The organism is Halovivax ruber XH-70 (genome assembly GCF_000328525.1).
Classification (GTDB): domain Archaea; phylum Halobacteriota; class Halobacteria; order Halobacteriales; family Natrialbaceae; genus Halovivax; species Halovivax ruber.
The window spans coordinates 1,303,760-1,320,790 of the sequence record NC_019964.1 but is presented as its reverse complement, the minus strand read 5'-3'; the positions used below and the strand labels follow the sequence as shown (position 1 = coordinate 1,320,790).

Genomic DNA, 17,031 nt, shown 5'->3' with positions numbered 1-17,031 from the left:
CGCTGTTTTGCAACACCGTGTCGACGACAATTCCCCCACGACAGTGTCCCCAGCACGCCGGACCCGATACTGTCCAGTGCTCCGTGCAGTGCTCCGTACCGCTACATAGTCTCCTGATGAGACTGTTTCCCGCCCGGGTCGAATCGACGGAACGTTACCACCCGATACGACTATTATAAAACACCTTTACCGCGCTAATTATGATCCCACCTGCATGGTGGAATTCACCAGACGCAACCTGCTTGCATCGTCGACTGCGGCGGCACTGGGGGCGGGCGTCGTCGGCTCCGTCCAGGCCAGGGAGAAACCAGACGAACACGCGACGCCCGAGGCGCCGTACGTGAACGGCCGACTCACCCGATTCCTGACCACGGCCCGTGGCGCTGAGGTGACCGGCCCGTTCGTCTTCGACACCGGCGAACTGCTCTACAGCGTCCAGCACCCGAGCCGTGAGAACCCTGCACCGTTCGATCAGGCAGGCGTCGGCGTCTTCGAGGGGTTCCAGTTCGACTTCGACGGGGCGACGCCCGAGTTCACGGAACTCGAACCGCCGCGATCGGACGCAGAGCGGGGACGTGTTCGATCCGCAGCCGGTGACTTCTCCTACCTCGTCCGGGAAGGGGAGGAGATCAACGGTGGCACCGAGCGATGGGGTCACCCGCAGACGCCTGATGGCACGGACCTATCGGACCTCGTCGGCGAGCGCTTCGAGGAGGTGGGCTACAATCCGGACATGAACTTCTTCGTGGCGACCGACGACGAGGGGACGGCGGGGTACCTCTTTACGAACAACGAGACCACGCCGGGGGCGATCTCGCGGACGCCGCTCAGCCGGGACGGCGACGGCGATTGGGAGGCCGACCTGGAGAACGCGATGGAACTCGAGAACACCGACGCCTTCCGCGACATCGGTGGGACGAAGATCAACTGCTACGGCGACCTCTCCCCCTGGGAGACGCCGCTCTCGGCGGAGGAAGACTACGGTCACCCACGCGTCAACGGACTCGCGACGGTCAGCGACATCGTCGACGCCGGCAGTGGCGTCGGGCTCCGTGGCGGGAGCGAGTTCTACAACCGACCGAACATCGGGGAGGTCGCTTCATCGCTCGAAGACATCTTCGGCGAAGACGCCTGGACCCCGATGGGACTGTGGGCAAACAGCGGCGTCGAACGGCTGGCGTACTACCTCGGCGCGGAGCCGATCGACCGGACGAACGACGAGAACACCGCGACGCCGATCGATGATGGCTTCCCAAACCGCTACCGGTACGGCAAGATCGTCGAGGTCACGGAGCCGACAGCGGACGAACCCGTGCCCGTCAAACACCACGTCTTCGGTCGCGCCGCCTGGGAGTGTCCCGAAGTGCTGCCCGACGAGCGAACGGTCTACCTCGCTTCCGACGGCGGCGCGAAGGGTATCTACAAGTTCGTCGCCGACGAGCCGATCCCGAGTTACGACAGTCGGATGGACGTCCGCGGAACGCTGTACGCCATGAAAGCCGCCGAGATCGGTGAAGGGACCGTGGGCGAGACCGACCTCGACGTCGAGTGGCTCGAACTCGGCACGGCGAGCAACGCCGAGGTCGAGTCCTGGATCGCCGAGTACGACGACGTCACCCAGGTTGACTATCTCGAGACCCACGCCGAGACCGACTGGGAAGAAGACCTCGAAACGGCCCTCGTCGAGGCCGACGAGACCGTCGCAATCGAGGGCAACCAGGATTACATCACCGACGAAGCGATCGTCGAGTGGGCTACCCAGTACGAAGCACGCGGTCCCGACGACGTCGACGAGGAACTCCGTCGCGTGCCGTTCCTCGAAACCCGCGCGGCAGCCAAGGAGATCGGGGCTAGCGTCGAGTTCAACAAGGCCGAAGGCATCGACTCCGTCGACGACGCCCAACCCGGCGACTTCGTCTACTTCGGTATCTCTTCGCTCAGCGGATACATGACCGACGACCGGGGCGAACTCCGATTCGACGAGGTCGACTCCGGCGTCGTCTATCGGGGCCGACTCGACGAAAATTACGACGTCTCGTGGCTGGAGCCGGTCATCGTCGGGCCGAACGCGAGCGATCCCAGTTCCCTGCAGGACGTCTCGCTCATCAACGTCGACAACGTCTACGTGATGGACGATGGGCGCGTGCTGTGCTGTGAGGACAAAGGGAGCTTCGGCCGCTCGTACCCCAACGACGCGATGTGGGTCTACGAACCGCCGGCCGAACTGGAAGTCGAGTCACTGGCCCTATCACACGGCTCGACGGGGACGCTCGACCTGCGCGCCTCCGGACTTCGCGACGGACTCGCAGGCGGTCGACTCACGGTCTCGGTCTCGCACACGGACGTGGCCTCGATCACCGATGCGACCTACACCGACGACGTCTCCCTCACCAGCGATCCGAAAATCGCCGCCGACGGAAGTTCCGTCGAGTTCCGGTTCGCCGACGTCGAAAACGAGATCGAACCGGGGACGAGCGAGGTGACCCTCGCGTCGATCGAACTCGAGGCCACTGGAACCGGAACGACCGACGTGTCGGTCGACGTCCACGCGTTCGACGACGACGCGGGCCAGCCGATCGAGCCGGCGCCCTACCCCAGCGTGGTCGTCACCGGCCCGCCCGCGATCGACGACGGCTCCGGCAGCGGCCGTGCGCCGACCGATCCCGACGGCGATGGTCGCTTCGAAGACGTCAACGGAAACGGCCGCCTCGACTACGACGACGTGGTCACCCTGTTCGAACGACTCGACTCGGATGCCGTCCAGCTCAACGCGGACGCGTTCGACTTCAACGACAACGGCCGGATCGATTACGACGACGTGGACGCTCTCGCCGACGAACTGTGAGCCCGGCGAGCCGACCGAACGACGGGACCGGGTGGCTCACGGAGTGCGAGCCAGTGACGTGGACGGACGAACCCGGGATAGTACCCCGGTTCGTCGTCACCGCTGCACTCGTCTGTCTCACGATGAGTGCAGTGGCCGTTGGGGCCCCGGTCGACGCGGCAACGGCCGTCGACGAGCGCCCGGACGGCACTGCCGCAGCGCATCTCGATCGATCCGACACCGATCTGTCGGCCGCGACCGCCACGGCCCAGGTAGACGACAGCACGACAGCACAGATGGACGGACGCATCGCACTGGGTGACGCATCCGTCGATCCCGGCGAGAACGCGTCGATTCCCCTCGTGTTGCGGGAGGCGCCGGCCGGACTCGCCGGGTTCGAGGTGACGATCTCCGTCGCCGACGAACACGTAGCGTCGATCGAGAGCGCGACGTACCCGGACACGCTGGCCATGACGGAACGCCCGATGGTGAGCGCTGACGGACGATCCATCACGCTCGAAGCCGTCGATCTCGAAGACGCGATTACGGCCGGCGCGGCGGACGTCACGCTGGCGACGATCGAGGTCTCGGGGACCGAATCCGGCACCACAGCCGTTCGCGTGACGGATGCACGGCTCGACGCCGACGGCGGCGCTCCGATCGCGATCGAACACACACCGGGAACGATCACGGTCGGGGACGACGCCGACGAAAGCGGCTCGCCCACCGGTGGCGACGCGAACGGGATCGGTTCGGCCGTCGGAGAGAAACTCACCGGGTTCGGCGGCGCAGCCGCACTCGTGGCCCTCGGGTGGGTCGGGTGGCGACGACGCGTCCGTTCGACCTGAGCGCCAAGGCGTTCGGTCCATCCGAACGACGCCAGGTTCGTTCGAGGTGAGCGACGATCGTTCGGTCTATCTGACCGACGCTGCGTTCGATCTCCCAGGTTGGCGTCGACGCAGGGATAGCGCAGCCGCGCCGGTTGCCACCGACCATTTTATCCAGTGGCGCTTAGAACGCTTCACGAGATGTTCACGGTACTCGGGCTGCTCGCCCTCGCCGTCGCCGGGACCGGTATCGTCTGGATCGGGAGCAGTTGGCTCGAAGACGCGGCAGCCAAGCTCGCCGGCGCGTACGGAATCCCTTCGGTCGTCCACGGGGCGATCATCGCCGCCGTCGGGTCGAGTACGCCCGAGTTGATGAGCGTGTTACTCTCGGCCACCCGAGGCGAGTTCGAACTCGGCGTCGGCGCAATCGTCGGCTCTGCGGTGTTCAACCTCCTCGTCATCCCGGGTGTCTCCGTCGTGATCGGCAGCGGAGGGATGGAGACGAATCGGGATCTGGTCTACAAGGAATCGCTCTTCTACATGCTCGCAGTCGCGACGCTGTTGCTCACGTTCTCGCTCGCGGTCATCTACTACCCCATCGACGTTGCAAACGGACGGATCACCGGCGAGGTGACGCGAGCCCTCGCACTGATCCCGATCGTGCTGTACGTACTGTACGTCTTCACACAGTATCTCGACGCCTCGGAGTCCGGGACCGTCCCCGACGAAGGGATCGACCTCGTCCGGAGCTGGGGACGCTTTCTCGTCGGACTGGTACTGATCGTCGTCGGTGTCGAGGGGCTCGTCCGGGCCGCTGTCGGTCTCGGGGACGCCTTCGGGACGCCGTCGTTCCTCTGGGGGATGACTATCGTCGCCGCCGGGTCGAGCCTTCCGGACGCGTTCGTCAGTATCACTGCCTCCCAGTCGGGCCGACCGACGGTCTCGATCGCGAACGTCCTCGGCTCCAACACGTTCGATCTGCTGGTGGCGATTCCAGTCGGGATTCTCGTCGCCGGCTCCCTCTCGGTCAGGTTCGACCACGTCGTCCCGATGATGGCCTTCCTCGTCGTCGCGACGGTCATCTTCTTCACGATCTCTCGAACGAAGATGTACCTCTCGCGGCGCGAAGGATGGCTCTTGCTCGTCCTCTACGGCGGGTTCGTCGCCTGGCTGGTCGCGGAGAGTGTCGGGCTCACGCGCCTACTGCCGACGTGAATGCCGTGTCGGCGCGGTACGAAACTGAGCGAGACGAGTACTATCGGCGTCACACCCCTGCGTCGATCACGTTACCGCCCGATCCCGCCACACCCCCGGTTCGGGCCACAACTTGAAAGTACCAGTCTCACCACCAGTCAATCGTGTTGCCCGTCCCGTGGCCAGTCGTCGGCTCGTTGCTTCCCATCGTCGGCGTGGGTTACCTCATCCGGAAGCTGCGCGATCATCGGGGAAAACCGGGCGTAAACTGGTTTATCGTCACCCTGCTCGCGGTGATGGCCTGGTGTCTCATCTACGCCGGTTCGTTACTCGTATTCGATCCACGCCTTCGCCTCGTCCTCGAAATGGGGACCTGGACTGCGATGATGGGGACCGGCATCACGTTCCTCGCGTTCGGGCTGGACTACACCGGACGTGGCGCGATGGTCCGAAATCCCTGGTTCGGGATGCTAGTGGCCGTTCCCGTGGTGACGAGCGGACTAGTCTGGACGAACCCCATCCACGAGCTCGTGTGGACGGACTTCCGGCTGGATCCGGTCCTCGGCGTCGCGACCGTCTCGTACGAATTCGGGGCCCTCGCGTACTTCGCCGTGCTCGTGGGCATGGTTTTCGTGACCGCCGGGATGCTGGTGCTCTTCGAAACGGTGATCAGCTACGGCCCACTGTTCCGCTCGGAGGCGCTCGCGGTCGCGCTGAGTGCGGTGCCACCTGGAATGGCCCTTCTGGCCTGGCTCACGGAGATCGGCCCGTATCCGCAACTCAACCTCACCCCGATCATGTTCCTGCCTCACGTCGCGTTCGACATTTACGCGTTCGTTGGCGGCGGAATGTTCGAGTTCAATCCGGCGACCCGACGAACCGCACAGCGCCGGGCGCTCGAGGAACTCGACGACCCGGCGCTGGTACTCGATACGAGATCGCGAGTGGTCGAGTGCAATCCAGCCGCGGAGTCGGCCTTCGCAGTCGAAAGTCCGACCGCGCTCGGCGAGCCGATCACGTCGCTCCTTGGAACGTCACTTGACGTCGATCAAACGAACACGAACCAACTGATCGAATACCACGGCGAGGGGGAGTACGCGGAGTTCTCGGTATCGGCATCGGCCCTCTCCGGCCCATCGGGCGGACAGGTGGGGTACGTCCTCATCTTCCAGAACGTGACCGCACGCCGACGCAGAAAACAGCGACTGCGTGTCACGAATCGGGTGTTGCGACACAATCTCAGAAACGACCTGAACGCCGCATCGGGCTACATCGAACTAGCGAGAGAGCAGGTAAGCGACGAGGACGCTCGAGCGCACCTGGATCGGGCAAAGAAAGACGTCGTCGCCCTCCTCGAAATGGGTGAGAAAGCGCGAGCGTTCGAACAGGTTCTCGAAACGCTCGACACGCCAACGACGACAGTGTCCGTCGAGAGCGTGCTCACCGAACTCGTAGAACGTGACGAGCACGCCGGACAAGGCGATCACAGTGGCGACCTCACGGTCACCGTCCCGGCAGGACTCGAACTCCGGCTCAACGAGCGCGTCTTCGAGACGTTGTTTGCGAACCTGATCGAGAACGGGTTCGAACACGCGGGGACACCGGACCCGCGGGTCACCGTAAGCTACGACGGAATCGAGGGTGACCACCTTGCGTTCCGAGTGCGGGATAGGGGTTCCGGAATCCCCGATCACGAGTTGTCGGTGATCGAACGCGGCGAGGAGACCCCGCTCTCTCACGGAAGCGGGCTCGGCCTCTGGATCGTCCGCTGGTGTACCGACGCGCTGGGCGGCGAGATCGAGTTTGATTCGAGCGCCGCAGGGACGACCGTCACGGTTAGGCTGCCGAAACAGACGCTCGAATCGCAACCGACGACCGATCACGAGACCGCATCGAGCGCACAACCTCGTCCGAGATAGCGGCAGAAAGCGTCGCTTTAGCCGCGTTACTATCGACGGGCACCGAACGAGTGATTATGGAAAACGACGAGTCACGGGAGTTCGACACGCGGACGATCCACGCTGGACAAGAGTCTGACCCGACGACCGGCGCTCGGGCCCCACCGATCTACCAGACGACGTCCTACGAGTTCGACGACACCGACCACGCCGCCGCTCTCTTCGGCCTGGAGGAGTTCGGCAACATCTACTCGCGGATCATGAACCCGACGAACGCGATGCTAGAAGAGCGCGTCGCGAGTCTCGAAGGCGGAATGGGTGCGCTCGCGACCGCGTCCGGGATGGCTGCGTTCGACCTCGCGACGTTCATGCTGGCCGAAGCCGGCGACAACATCGTCTCGGCCTCGTCGCTCTACGGCGGGACGTACACCTACCTCACCCACACCGTCTCGCGTCGCGGAATCGAGACGAAATTCGTCGACACGCTCGATTACGAGGCCTACGACGCCGCCATCGACGACGACACTGCGTTCGTCCACCTGGAGTCGATCGGGAATCCGGCGCTGGTGACACCGGACATCGAGCGGATCGCAGACATCGCCCACGACCACGACGTCCCGCTGTTCGTCGACAACACGTTCGCGACGCCGTACCTCTGTAATCCGATCGAGCACGGCGCCGACCTCGTCTGGCACTCCACGACGAAGTGGCTCACCGGCGCCGGGACGACCGTCGGCGGAATCCTGGTCGACGGGGGCACCTTCCCCTGGGACGAGGGCGACTATCCCGAGATCGCCGAGCCCAATCCCGCCTACCACGGCGTGAACTTCTACGAGACCTTCGGCGAGCAGGCGTTCGCGATCGCCGCACGCACACGCGGGCTGCGCGATCTCGGTAACCAGCAAGCGCCGTTCGACGCCTGGAACACGCTCCAAAAGCTGGAATCGCTCTCGCTCCGGATGGATCGCCACTGCGAGAACGCACAGATCGTCGCCGAATATCTCGACGACCACCCCGACGTCGCCTGGGTCACATACCCGGGGCTCGAATCCCACGAGACGCACGAAACCGCCTCCGAGTATCTGGATGGCGGCTACGGTGGCATGCTCACCTTCGGCCTCGAAGCCGGCTACGAAGGTGCTGAGACTGTTTGCAACGAAGTCGAGTTGACGAGCCTGCTCGCCAACGTCGGCGACGCGAAGACGCTCATCATCCATCCCGGGAGTACGACTCACCAGCAGTTGACCGAGTCCGAACAGCTGGCGAGCGGCGTCACGCCCGATCTCGTCCGCCTGTCGGTCGGCATCGAGGACCCCGCGGACATCGTCGCCGACCTGGAGCAGGCGATCGACGCGGTGTGAACGGGCGAGTCATCGCTCGAAACCGTTCGAATCGACCACGTCAGTTGCGCGGTGGAATTGCAGAAGTCGTTTGCCCCTCACACTCGAATCGGACTGTGTGACCTCGGACGCCACCATTCGCCGCGCGACCCACGAGGACGCCGCTGCAATCGCCGCCTGTTATCGAGACGCCTACCGCGTCGGAGCCGAGCGCGGGTTTCCGACACGGATGACGGAAATCGGGGCCGACACAGTCTACGAGTGGCTCGACGCGGACGCCATCACGCTCGTCGCCGAGCCAGGCGAGACCAACGTCGGTGACGGGGGAAGCGGTGGCACGGAGCCAGACGGTAGTCAGCCGGTCGTCGGCACCGTTCGCCTCCTGGAAGAACGCGAGACGCCGTACATCGAACGGCTGGCCGTCGTCGAATCGTGGCAGGGGAACGGACTCGGCCAGCGATTGTTCGATCGGGCCGAATCGATCGTTCAATCGCGCGGCTACGACACCGCACAGTTGACGACCTACGACACGCACCCGTTCCTCTACGAGTGGTACGAAAGTCAGGGATACGAGCCGATCGAGACCCACGAGAAACCGGATCGGCCCTACGACTACGTGACGATGGAGCGGCGGTTCGAGTGAGGAAGCACACCGGACGATCGGTATCGATCGACGACGACCGAGTGACGGCGACCGAGTGACGGCATCCCGGCCCTACACGACGCGGTTTCGCATCTCTTCGGGCGTCCCGGCGACGAAGTGGTCGTAGTTCTCGATGAAGATCTCGGCGACGCGATCGTAGTAGTGCGGCGTCGAACCCGAGACGTGCGGCGTCACCAGCACGTTGGGAAGATCCCACAGCGGCGAGTCGTCGGGCAAGGGTTCGGTCGAGAAGACGTCGAGCGCCGCGCCGGCGAGGCGACCTTGCTGAAGGGACTCGACGAGAGCCTCCTCGTCGACCACGTCGCCGCGGGCAATGTTGACGACGACCGCGTCGCGCGGCATCGTTCGCATCGCCGACCGATCGATCAGGCCGCGCGTCTCGTCGGTGAGCGGGCAGGCGACGACGAGATAGTCCGTCTGGCGGAGGACCTCGTCCAGTTCGTCGGCCGGATAGACCTCGTCGACGGCGTCGGGTGCGGTCGACGGATCGCGTTTCGTCCCGACGACGCGACAGCCGACGGCCGCGGCGAGTTCGGCGATCCGACCGCCGATCGCACCCAGACCGACGATACCGACGGTCTTGCTCGCCAGTTCGCCGCCGCTCTCGCGGAGCCAAAGTCCCTCGCGCTGGCGATCGCGCGCGGCGAAGAGGTCGCGCTCGATGCCGAGCATGGCCCCGAGTGCCCACTCGCCGATCGGCTGCCCGTGGACGCCCGAGGCCGTCGTGAGGGTGATCCCGGCCGCCTCGAGTGCGTCCAGATCGTAGTGATCGTAGCCGGCCGTCGACCCCTGCACCCACGCCAGATTCGAGGCGCGGTCGAGCCACTCCTCCGAAACGCTCGGTGAGAGAACCGCCGTCGCCGTTTCGATGCCCGAGAGCGTCTCGTCGGGCGTGGTCGCGACGGTCACGTCGGCGTCGTCGAGTTCGTCGAACCGGACGGCGAGGCGCTCGCGATCCGCCCGGTCGTAGCGGTGGGGAATCAGAATCTCGTGACTGCTCATGTCCGTGGTGGAGACAGGCGATCAAGTCGACTCTTTCGGTCCCGTCGCGTTCGGGCCCATTTGCCCGACGCAGAACCGCCACTCGTACACAGAACGGCGACTCGTGCACAGAACGAGTATTCGCGCTCAGAACGGGTACTGTCGCGGCTCGCGCTGTATCGAGATCCACTTGGTCGTCGTCAGTTCGTCGAGGATCGAGTCGGCGTTGTAGCGCCCGAGGCCGGAGTGCTTCATCCCGCCGAAGGGAACGTGCGGTTCGTCGTTGATCGGCTGGTCGTTGATGTGAATCATGCCCGTCTCGATCCCGTCGGCGATACGACGCGCCTGCGCCTCGTCGTCGGAGTGAACGGAGCCCGAGAGGCCGTGTATAGTGTCGTTGGCGAGGTCGATCGCCGCCGCGTCGTCGGCGTACGGGATGACGGGCGCGATGGGCCCGAAGTGTTCGTTGCACGCGGCGGCCATGTCGTTGCTCGCGTCGGAGAGGACCGTCGGTTCGACGAGCAACCCGTCACTCTCGCCGCCAGTCTCGACGGTCGCGCCGGCGTCGACGCTCTCCGCGACGAATTCGAGCATCTGGTCGCGCTGACTCTCGTCGATGATCGGCCCGATGATCGTCTCCTCGTCACGCGGATCGCCGACCGGCAGATTCGCCGCGCGATCCGCGAGGGCGTCGACGTACTCGTCGTACAGCGATTCGTGGACCAGGTGGCGATTGATCGAGATGCAGGCCTGTCCCTGGTGGAGGAAGGAGCCGAACACGCCGCCGTCGACCGCCCGGTCGAGGTCGGCGTTCTCGGTGACGACGTGGACGTTGTTCCCGCCGAGTTCGAGGGCAGGGAGCGCGGTGTTGCCGGCTGCCTTCCGCGCCACCCGCTGGCCGATCTCCGTCGACCCGGTGAACGCAAGGACGCGAGGCGTCTCGTGCTCGGCCACGGCGTCACCGATCTCGGACCCCCGGCCCGGGACGACGTTCAGGACGCCGTCGGGGAGGCCGGCCTCGTCGAAGAGGCGGGCGAGCAAGAGGCCGCCGGTGATCGGCGTGTTCGAGGCGGGTTTCAGGACGACCGCGTTCCCCGCGGCGATCGCCGGTGCCACGGCGCGCATCGAGAGGTGAAAGGGGAAGTTCCACGGCGAGATCACGCCGACGACACCCACCGGCACGCGTTCGACGACGTTCTCCTTCCCGGGGACGATCGAGTCGCGGTGCTGGCCCGTCATCGTGAACGGGTAGCTCGCCGCCTGCTGCATCATCCCCTTCGCCGTCTGCAACTCGGCGACCGCCTTGACCGACGCACTGCCCGATTCGATCGCCAGCAGTTCGACGACGTCGTCCCAGTGCTCTTCGAGTAATCGGAGCGCACGAGTGACGACGCCGGCGCGCCGCTGCGGCGGTTGCTCGGCCCACGAGTCCTGGGCCCCCTCGGCGATCCGATAGGCCTCGTCGATGTCGTCCGGCGTCCCCGCGGGAACCTTCGCGATGGATTCGCGGGTATAGGGATTCTCCACGTCGATTACGTCACGGTCATCGCGGTCGATCCACTCGCCGTCTCTGTAGAGTGCAGTCCAGCCGGATTCGGGTGGCAGGGGAAGATACGCCATACGGACTCCACCCCGGCCGGTCAGATAATCGGCGGACTGGCGCACGCAACCGGCCAAAAGCGACGGGCGAGGTCGCCACTACAGTTCCGCGTTCGGCAAGAGGAACGAGAGCGAGACGTACACGACTGCGGCGACGAGAAGGCCGATCGGAAGGGCCGGGACGAGCGATTGCTCGACGAAGAGGTAGCTCAGATACGAGAGACCGCCGGCCGAGAGCGCAAATCCGGCGGCCAGGCGGTGAAAACCGCGGAACGGGTGACGATCAGCGTCGGATTCCATCCCGTCGAGTCCGCCGTCCACGGTGGAACTGGCGACGAATAGCGGCAGAAACAGGAAGACGCCAGTGCCAACGAAGAGACCGGCGAGCGCCCCCAGGAACGGATCCTCGAACACGAAGAATCCGACGGCGCCGAACGCGACGACGTCCATGAGGCCGAACACCGCGCCTAGCAGGTTCGGAGTGAGCGGGCCGTCTTCGAAGGCGGTCGATTCCTTCGCCGTCTCGGCTGACGAGTTCATACGTTCCCGTCGGGAAGATAGTAACATAATTCTATCTACTCGAACTGAAAATCCGTCCTGCCGTGTTCCGGACGCCAGCTATCGGATTAGAACAAGTGAGTCCAGCACCAGTTCCCACTCACTCACCGGTCCGGAAGGAGAGATCCAGCGAGGGAGCGGAGTGCGTGAGGCTTCCCATCGAGACCACGTCCACGCCCGCCGCCGCGTAGTCGGCGACCGTCTCCATCGTGATCCCGCCGCTCGCCTCTGTCAGGGTGTCGTCGTGACCGGCTTCGGCGAGCCGGTCGAGCGCCGTTCGAACGGTCGCCGGGTCCATATTGTCGAGAAGGACGATATCCGCTCCGGCGGCCGCGGCTTTCGGTGCGTCCGCCGGCGTCTCGACTTCCACCTCGAGTTTGGTCGTGAGTGACGCGCGGTCGTCGAAGTGCTCGACTGCCCTCTCGAGGCCCATCTCGGTGATGTGGTTGTCCTTCACCATCACTGCGTGTGAGAGATCGAGGCGATGCGTGTCGCCGCCGCCCGCGACGACGGCCCGTTTCTCGAGTCCCCGTAACCCGGGCGTGGTCTTGCGGGTGGCGGCGACGCGGACCGATTCGGAGACCTGTCGAGCGCGTTCGACTGCCCGGTGCGTGCGAGTGGCGATACCCGACGCGTGGCCGGTGACGTTGACGGCGACGCGCTCCCCCCGGAGAACGTCGCGTGCGGGGCCCTCGACCGAGAGGATCGGCTTTCCGGCGTCGACCGACGTCCCGTCGGCGACGCGATCGGTCACGTCGACGTCCAGATACTCGAAGACACGCTCGGCAGCGTCGAGGCCGGCCGCGACGCCGGCCGCTTTCGCGACGAGGCGGCCGGCGGTCTCGCCGGGAACCTGGTTCGTCACGTCGTGATGACCCAGGTCCTCCCGGAGCCAGCCCTCGATCTGGGAATCGGTGATCATTGCGTCGGTGAGGGGGTTCGCCGGCAGCCGTTTATCCCCACCGGTTTCGCCGTGTAGCGAGCCCCGTTCTCCGAGGCGCCGTGGAGCGTCGATCACTCGAACGGTAGGGATTTCATCGTCGAGCGAGAAGTGACGGGAAATGCGTCGGGGACGGCGAACACGACGGCAGTTCGTTCGAGCGGGGGCGGCCGCCCTCGGCGCCACGCTCGCCGGGTGTTCGGATCGGGACTCGTCCCCCACGTCCGAGCAGTTTCGGTTCGACGGCGTCGACGACGGGTTCGCCGAGCGAACCGAGACGGTCTACGACCGCCTAACGGCCATCGTCGGGGCGTCGATACACGAACGGACGACGATCGAGCGCATCACCCCCTCGGAGATGCGCGAGCGCGCCGGGACCTATCCGGTCGTTGGGGGATCGACGACACAGAAACTCGCCTATCGCGCACTCGGACTCACGGAGCGACTGGATGCAGACCGATCGTTCGAGTTCGCGGGTTCCTACGATCCAACGTCGGCGACGATCCGACTGGTCGGGACGGACGATGCAACCATCGACGACCAGTTACTCGCGCACGAACTCTTCCACGCGATCCAGTTCCAGACGGGGAGTCTCGACGAGTGGAACCGCAGCTGGGCGGTCGGCTTCGACCGCTACAGCGCTCAGCAGGCGGTCGTCGAGGGGACGGCGATGTTCGTCGAAGACGAGTACGTCGACGGCTGCGGCGGGGACTTCGCTCACTGTCAACTCGCAGAGCCCACTCGAATCAGTCCGGGATCGCTCGATCCGGCCCTCCTGCTCCAGTACGGCTCGTACTTCAACGGCTACGACTTCGCGTCGGCCCTCGCAGCCCGCGGCGGCTGGGAGGAGATCTGGGCGAGTCACGACGAACCGCCCGTCTCCTCGGGGCAGATCCTGCATCCGGCGTGGTATCCGGATCGACATCCCGAACCGGTTACGGCCCCATCAGAACCGGGTGACGGATGGACCTTGCTCGATACCGAGCGGCTCGGGATGCAGGCACTCTTTACGACGCTCTGGCACGCGGGCGCCCTTCCCACCGAGGCGGTCTACACCCGCAGTCCGGAGACGACGGACGAGGTATACGCTTCGCTGGTCCGCTACCGCGCTCCCGTGACTGACCAGTGGCGCGGCGACGCGTTCACCGCGTTCGAACGCGACGACGGCGCCTACGGGTGGTCCTGGCGGATCCGGTTCGCGGACACGGCGGCCGCCGAAACTGGCTTCGAGCACGTCCGCCATTGGGCCGAATCACGCGGGGCCCAGACGGACCGCGAAAACGTCTGGACCAGCGACGGTCGCTACGAAGCGATCGGACTGGACGACGAGGACGTGCTCGTGTGGATGGCACCTGAACCCGCAGACTTCGCCGCTCTCGCTCCCGAGTACTGGGAGTAACGAATCGGGAATGGAGTCGACGAGCCACTGTCGACAGCTGGTGTCCCGTCGCTCGTTGCGGAAACTGATGACAGAGAAGTGCTCGCCAGTGGTTACTGGCCGGGGGCCTCGTTCGCCACCGAATCGTCGACGACGTGGTGACAGCCGACGGACTCGGGGTTCTCACGAGCGGCCTGGGCGATCAGCAGGGCGGTCACACAGGCGTTTCGAAGTTCGTACAGCGACCGCGAGGTACGTGTCCTGGTGTAGGCGTCGACCTCGCCCTTGAGCCGCCGGAGCACGCTCCCGGCCCGGGCGACGTCGTCGAGGTCGCGTTCGAGGCCGAGAAACGCGTCCATCGTTCGGCGCAGTCGGGTGAACTTCTCCGCGGCGAATCGTGCCGGTAGTTCGGGGTCAGAGTTCCTGAGCTCCGGTGGGTCGACGGTCTCAGGGCCAGTCGGCTCGCCGGGGCCGGCGACCGCAGCGGTCTCGCCCGCTCTGAGCCCCCAGACCAGCCCTTCGAGCAGACTCGTGCTGGCCAGGCGATTCGCCCCGTGAACGCCCGTCCGGGAACACTCGCCGACCGCGTAGAGATTCGCGAGCGACGCCCGGCCACGATCGTCGACGTCGATCCCCCCACAGAGGAAGTGTTCGCACGGCGCGACTGGAATGCGCTCGGACTCGATACCGCGTTCCTCACACTTGCTGGCCAGATTCGGGAACGCATCGGCGAACGGTTCCGCGAGCGTACTCACGTCGAGGAACACGTCACCGGTCCGGTCGCGCTCGTCGGCCACAGCCCGCGCGACGACGTCGCGCGGTGCGAGTTCGGCGTCCGGATGGACGTCCGGCATGAATCGCTCTCCGTCGGCGTTCAGCAGATGGGCGCCTTCGCCCCGGAGCGCTTCCGAGAGCAAGAACGGATCGTCACCCGCGTAGGCCGTCGGATGAAACTGGACGTACTCCATGTCCGCGATGTCTGCGCCGGCCAGTGCGGCCATGGCGATACCGTCACCCGTCGCGCCGTCCGGATTCGTCGACCGACCGTAGAGCGAGCCGATGCCGCCGGTCGCGAGGATCGTCGCCGTCGCGTAGATCGGCTGGCCGGACGGGGTTTCGTCGGTCAGGACGCCGTGGACCGCCCCCTCGTGAGTGAGCAAGTCGAGCGCCGCGGTGTCGTCGCGAACCTCGATCCGGTCGTGGTCGTCGACGTACTGCAAGAACGGGCGGAGGATGTGCGTCCCCGTCGAGGCGTCGACGTGGAGGATCCGCTCGGTGGAGTGGGCCGCCTCGCGCGTGTAATCGAACTCCTCCCCGTCGCGGTCGAAGTCGACGTCGAGCGTGTCGACGAGCACGTCTAGAACGGCCTCGTCGGCGTTCTCCACGAGGACGTCGACCGCCGCGTCGTCGGCAGTGCCGGCACTCGCTGCGAGCACGTCCTGCTTGAGCGATTCCGGATCGCCTCGTGTGGTCGAGATGCCTCCCTGTGCCCAGTCGGTACTCGCTTCGTCCGGCCGACTGGCCTTCGTCAACAGACAGACCGCGGCACCGTCCCGGGCCGCGCCGAGCGCAGCGGCACAGCCGGCGATCCCGGAACCAACGACCAGAACGTCCGTTCGATCGTCCCCATCCGCCGCCGGTGCAGCCGCGGGGTCGTCGTTCACCATCGACTCAGACCTCCAGCATCCGTTCGAGGGCGACGCCGGCGAGTTCCTTCTCGTCGGCCGCGACCTCGATGACGTTTCGTTCCCGACCCGCCACCAGCTCCTCTAAGACCCAGGTGAGGTAGTTCGGATCGATCTGGCGCATGGCGTTGCAGTCCATGCAGGCGTCGCCGCACAGCGGGAGCACCTCGACGTCGGGATGCCAGCGCTGGAGGTGCTCGGTCAGGTGAATCTCGGTGCCGATCGCCCACGTCTCGCCAGGATCTGCTGTCTCGATCGTCTCGCAGATGGTGCTCGTCGAACCGACGACGTCCGCAGCTTCGACGACCTCGCGACGGCACTCCGGATGGACGACGACACTGGCTTCTGGGTTGTCCTCGCGCACCTGTTCGACGTGCTCGGTGGTGAAACGCTCGTGGACCTGGCAGTAGCCGTCCCAGCAGATGATGTCGGACTCGACGACCTCGTCCGGATCCTTCCCCGCAGGGTCCCAGGGGTCCCACGTCGCCACCTCGTCTTCCATCCCGAGTCGGTGGGCCGTGTTCTCTCCGAGGTGTTTGTCCGGCAGGAAGAGCACCTTGTCGCCGCGTTCGAACGCCCACTCGAACGCGCGGTGGGCGTTCGAAGAGGTACAGACGAGGCCGCCCTGACTCGCACAGAACGCCTTCAGATCGGCGTAGGAGTTCATGTACGTGATCGGGATGATCTCCGCGTCGGGTGCCGCGGCCGTGATCTCGGCCCACGCGGCGTCGACCTGTAAGGCCTCGGCCATCCCCGCCATCGGGCACGACGCTTCCATACTCGGAAGGATCACGGTCTGGTCGTCGTCCGTGATGATGTCCGCGGACTCGGCCATGAAGGTGACGCCGCCAAAGATCACGTACTCGGCGTCGGCCTCGGCGGCTCGTTTCGACAACTCGTAGGAGTCACCGACGAAGTCGGCGTGTTCGACGATCTCTCGACGCTGGTAGTTGTGTCCCAGGACGACGACGTCGTCGCCGAGTTCGGAGAGCGCAGCCTCGATTCGCGGTCGACGCTCGGATTCCGACAATGTTCGATACTCGGGTGGGAGCTGTTCTAACGTGTCGTACTTGAACAGGCTCAAATCCGTCTCGATATCCGCTGTATCCATCGTAACCATGGCGCCACCAGGTGATACCACAG

13 protein-coding genes are annotated in these 17,031 nt (G+C 65.5%); 7 read left to right on the top strand and 6 right to left on the bottom strand.

Annotation, left to right across the window (positions count from 1 at the left end; all coding sequences use genetic code 11):
* Positions 1-214: 214 nt before the first annotated feature.
* The 6 genes from HALRU_RS06150 (at position 215) to HALRU_RS06125 (ending at position 8,726) form a co-directional block, all read left to right on the top strand.
* Positions 215-2,845: an alkaline phosphatase PhoX gene (locus tag HALRU_RS06150; protein WP_015300538.1), complete on the top strand. Its 2,631-nt coding sequence runs from the start codon at positions 215-217 to the stop codon at positions 2,843-2,845.
* 53 nt (positions 2,846-2,898) lie between these two features.
* The gene (locus tag HALRU_RS06145) at positions 2,899-3,672 is read left to right on the top strand and encodes a hypothetical protein (protein ID WP_245547794.1); all 774 of its coding nucleotides are present in this window, start codon (positions 2,899-2,901) and stop codon (positions 3,670-3,672) included.
* Positions 3,673-3,852: 180 nt separating this feature from the next.
* On the top strand, positions 3,853-4,866 hold the full coding sequence (locus HALRU_RS06140) for a sodium:calcium antiporter (RefSeq protein WP_015300536.1): 1,014 nt from the start codon (positions 3,853-3,855) through the stop codon (positions 4,864-4,866).
* Positions 4,867-5,009: 143 nt separating this feature from the next.
* On the top strand, positions 5,010-6,764 hold the full coding sequence (locus tag HALRU_RS06135; protein WP_015300535.1) for a sensor histidine kinase: 1,755 nt from the start codon (positions 5,010-5,012) through the stop codon (positions 6,762-6,764).
* A gap of 56 nt (positions 6,765-6,820) precedes the next feature.
* Complete coding sequence (locus tag HALRU_RS06130) at positions 6,821-8,104, top strand: O-acetylhomoserine aminocarboxypropyltransferase/cysteine synthase family protein (protein ID WP_015300534.1); 1,284 nt, start codon at positions 6,821-6,823, stop codon at positions 8,102-8,104.
* A 97-nt stretch (positions 8,105-8,201) separates the two neighbouring features.
* On the top strand, positions 8,202-8,726 hold the full coding sequence (locus tag HALRU_RS06125; RefSeq protein WP_015300533.1) for a GNAT family N-acetyltransferase: 525 nt from the start codon (positions 8,202-8,204) through the stop codon (positions 8,724-8,726).
* 72 nt (positions 8,727-8,798) lie between these two features.
* On the opposite strand, the gene HALRU_RS06120 is transcribed toward HALRU_RS06125, so the two are convergent.
* From HALRU_RS06120 to nadC, 4 genes are all read right to left on the bottom strand, one after another.
* On the bottom strand, positions 8,799-9,749 hold the full coding sequence (locus tag HALRU_RS06120; protein ID WP_015300532.1) for a D-2-hydroxyacid dehydrogenase: 951 nt from the start codon (positions 9,747-9,749) through the stop codon (positions 8,799-8,801).
* Between the two features lie 126 nt (positions 9,750-9,875).
* Complete coding sequence (locus tag HALRU_RS06115) at positions 9,876-11,348, bottom strand: aldehyde dehydrogenase family protein (RefSeq protein WP_015300531.1); 1,473 nt, start codon at positions 11,346-11,348, stop codon at positions 9,876-9,878.
* A gap of 78 nt (positions 11,349-11,426) precedes the next feature.
* A complete protein-coding gene (locus HALRU_RS06110) occupies positions 11,427-11,867 on the bottom strand; it encodes a hypothetical protein (protein WP_015300530.1) in 441 nt (146 codons plus the stop codon).
* 118 nt (positions 11,868-11,985) lie between these two features.
* Positions 11,986-12,807, bottom strand: coding sequence for a carboxylating nicotinate-nucleotide diphosphorylase (gene nadC / locus HALRU_RS06105; protein ID WP_015300529.1), 822 nt, complete (start codon positions 12,805-12,807; stop codon positions 11,986-11,988).
* A gap of 139 nt (positions 12,808-12,946) precedes the next feature.
* Between nadC and HALRU_RS06100 the strand changes: the two genes are divergently transcribed.
* Complete coding sequence (locus HALRU_RS06100; protein WP_015300528.1) at positions 12,947-14,224, top strand: hypothetical protein; 1,278 nt, start codon at positions 12,947-12,949, stop codon at positions 14,222-14,224.
* Between the two features lie 92 nt (positions 14,225-14,316).
* Here HALRU_RS06100 and HALRU_RS06095 read toward each other — a convergent pair whose 3' ends face one another.
* Together HALRU_RS06095 and nadA are read right to left on the bottom strand one after the other, a co-directional pair.
* Positions 14,317-15,870, bottom strand: coding sequence for an L-aspartate oxidase (locus HALRU_RS06095; RefSeq protein ID WP_015300527.1), 1,554 nt, complete (start codon positions 15,868-15,870; stop codon positions 14,317-14,319).
* 4 nt (positions 15,871-15,874) lie between these two features.
* Positions 15,875-17,008 (bottom strand): quinolinate synthase NadA, encoded by a 1,134-nt coding sequence (gene nadA, locus HALRU_RS06090; RefSeq protein ID WP_148680456.1) that lies wholly within the window; start codon positions 17,006-17,008, stop codon positions 15,875-15,877.
* Positions 17,009-17,031: the final 23 nt, after the last annotated feature.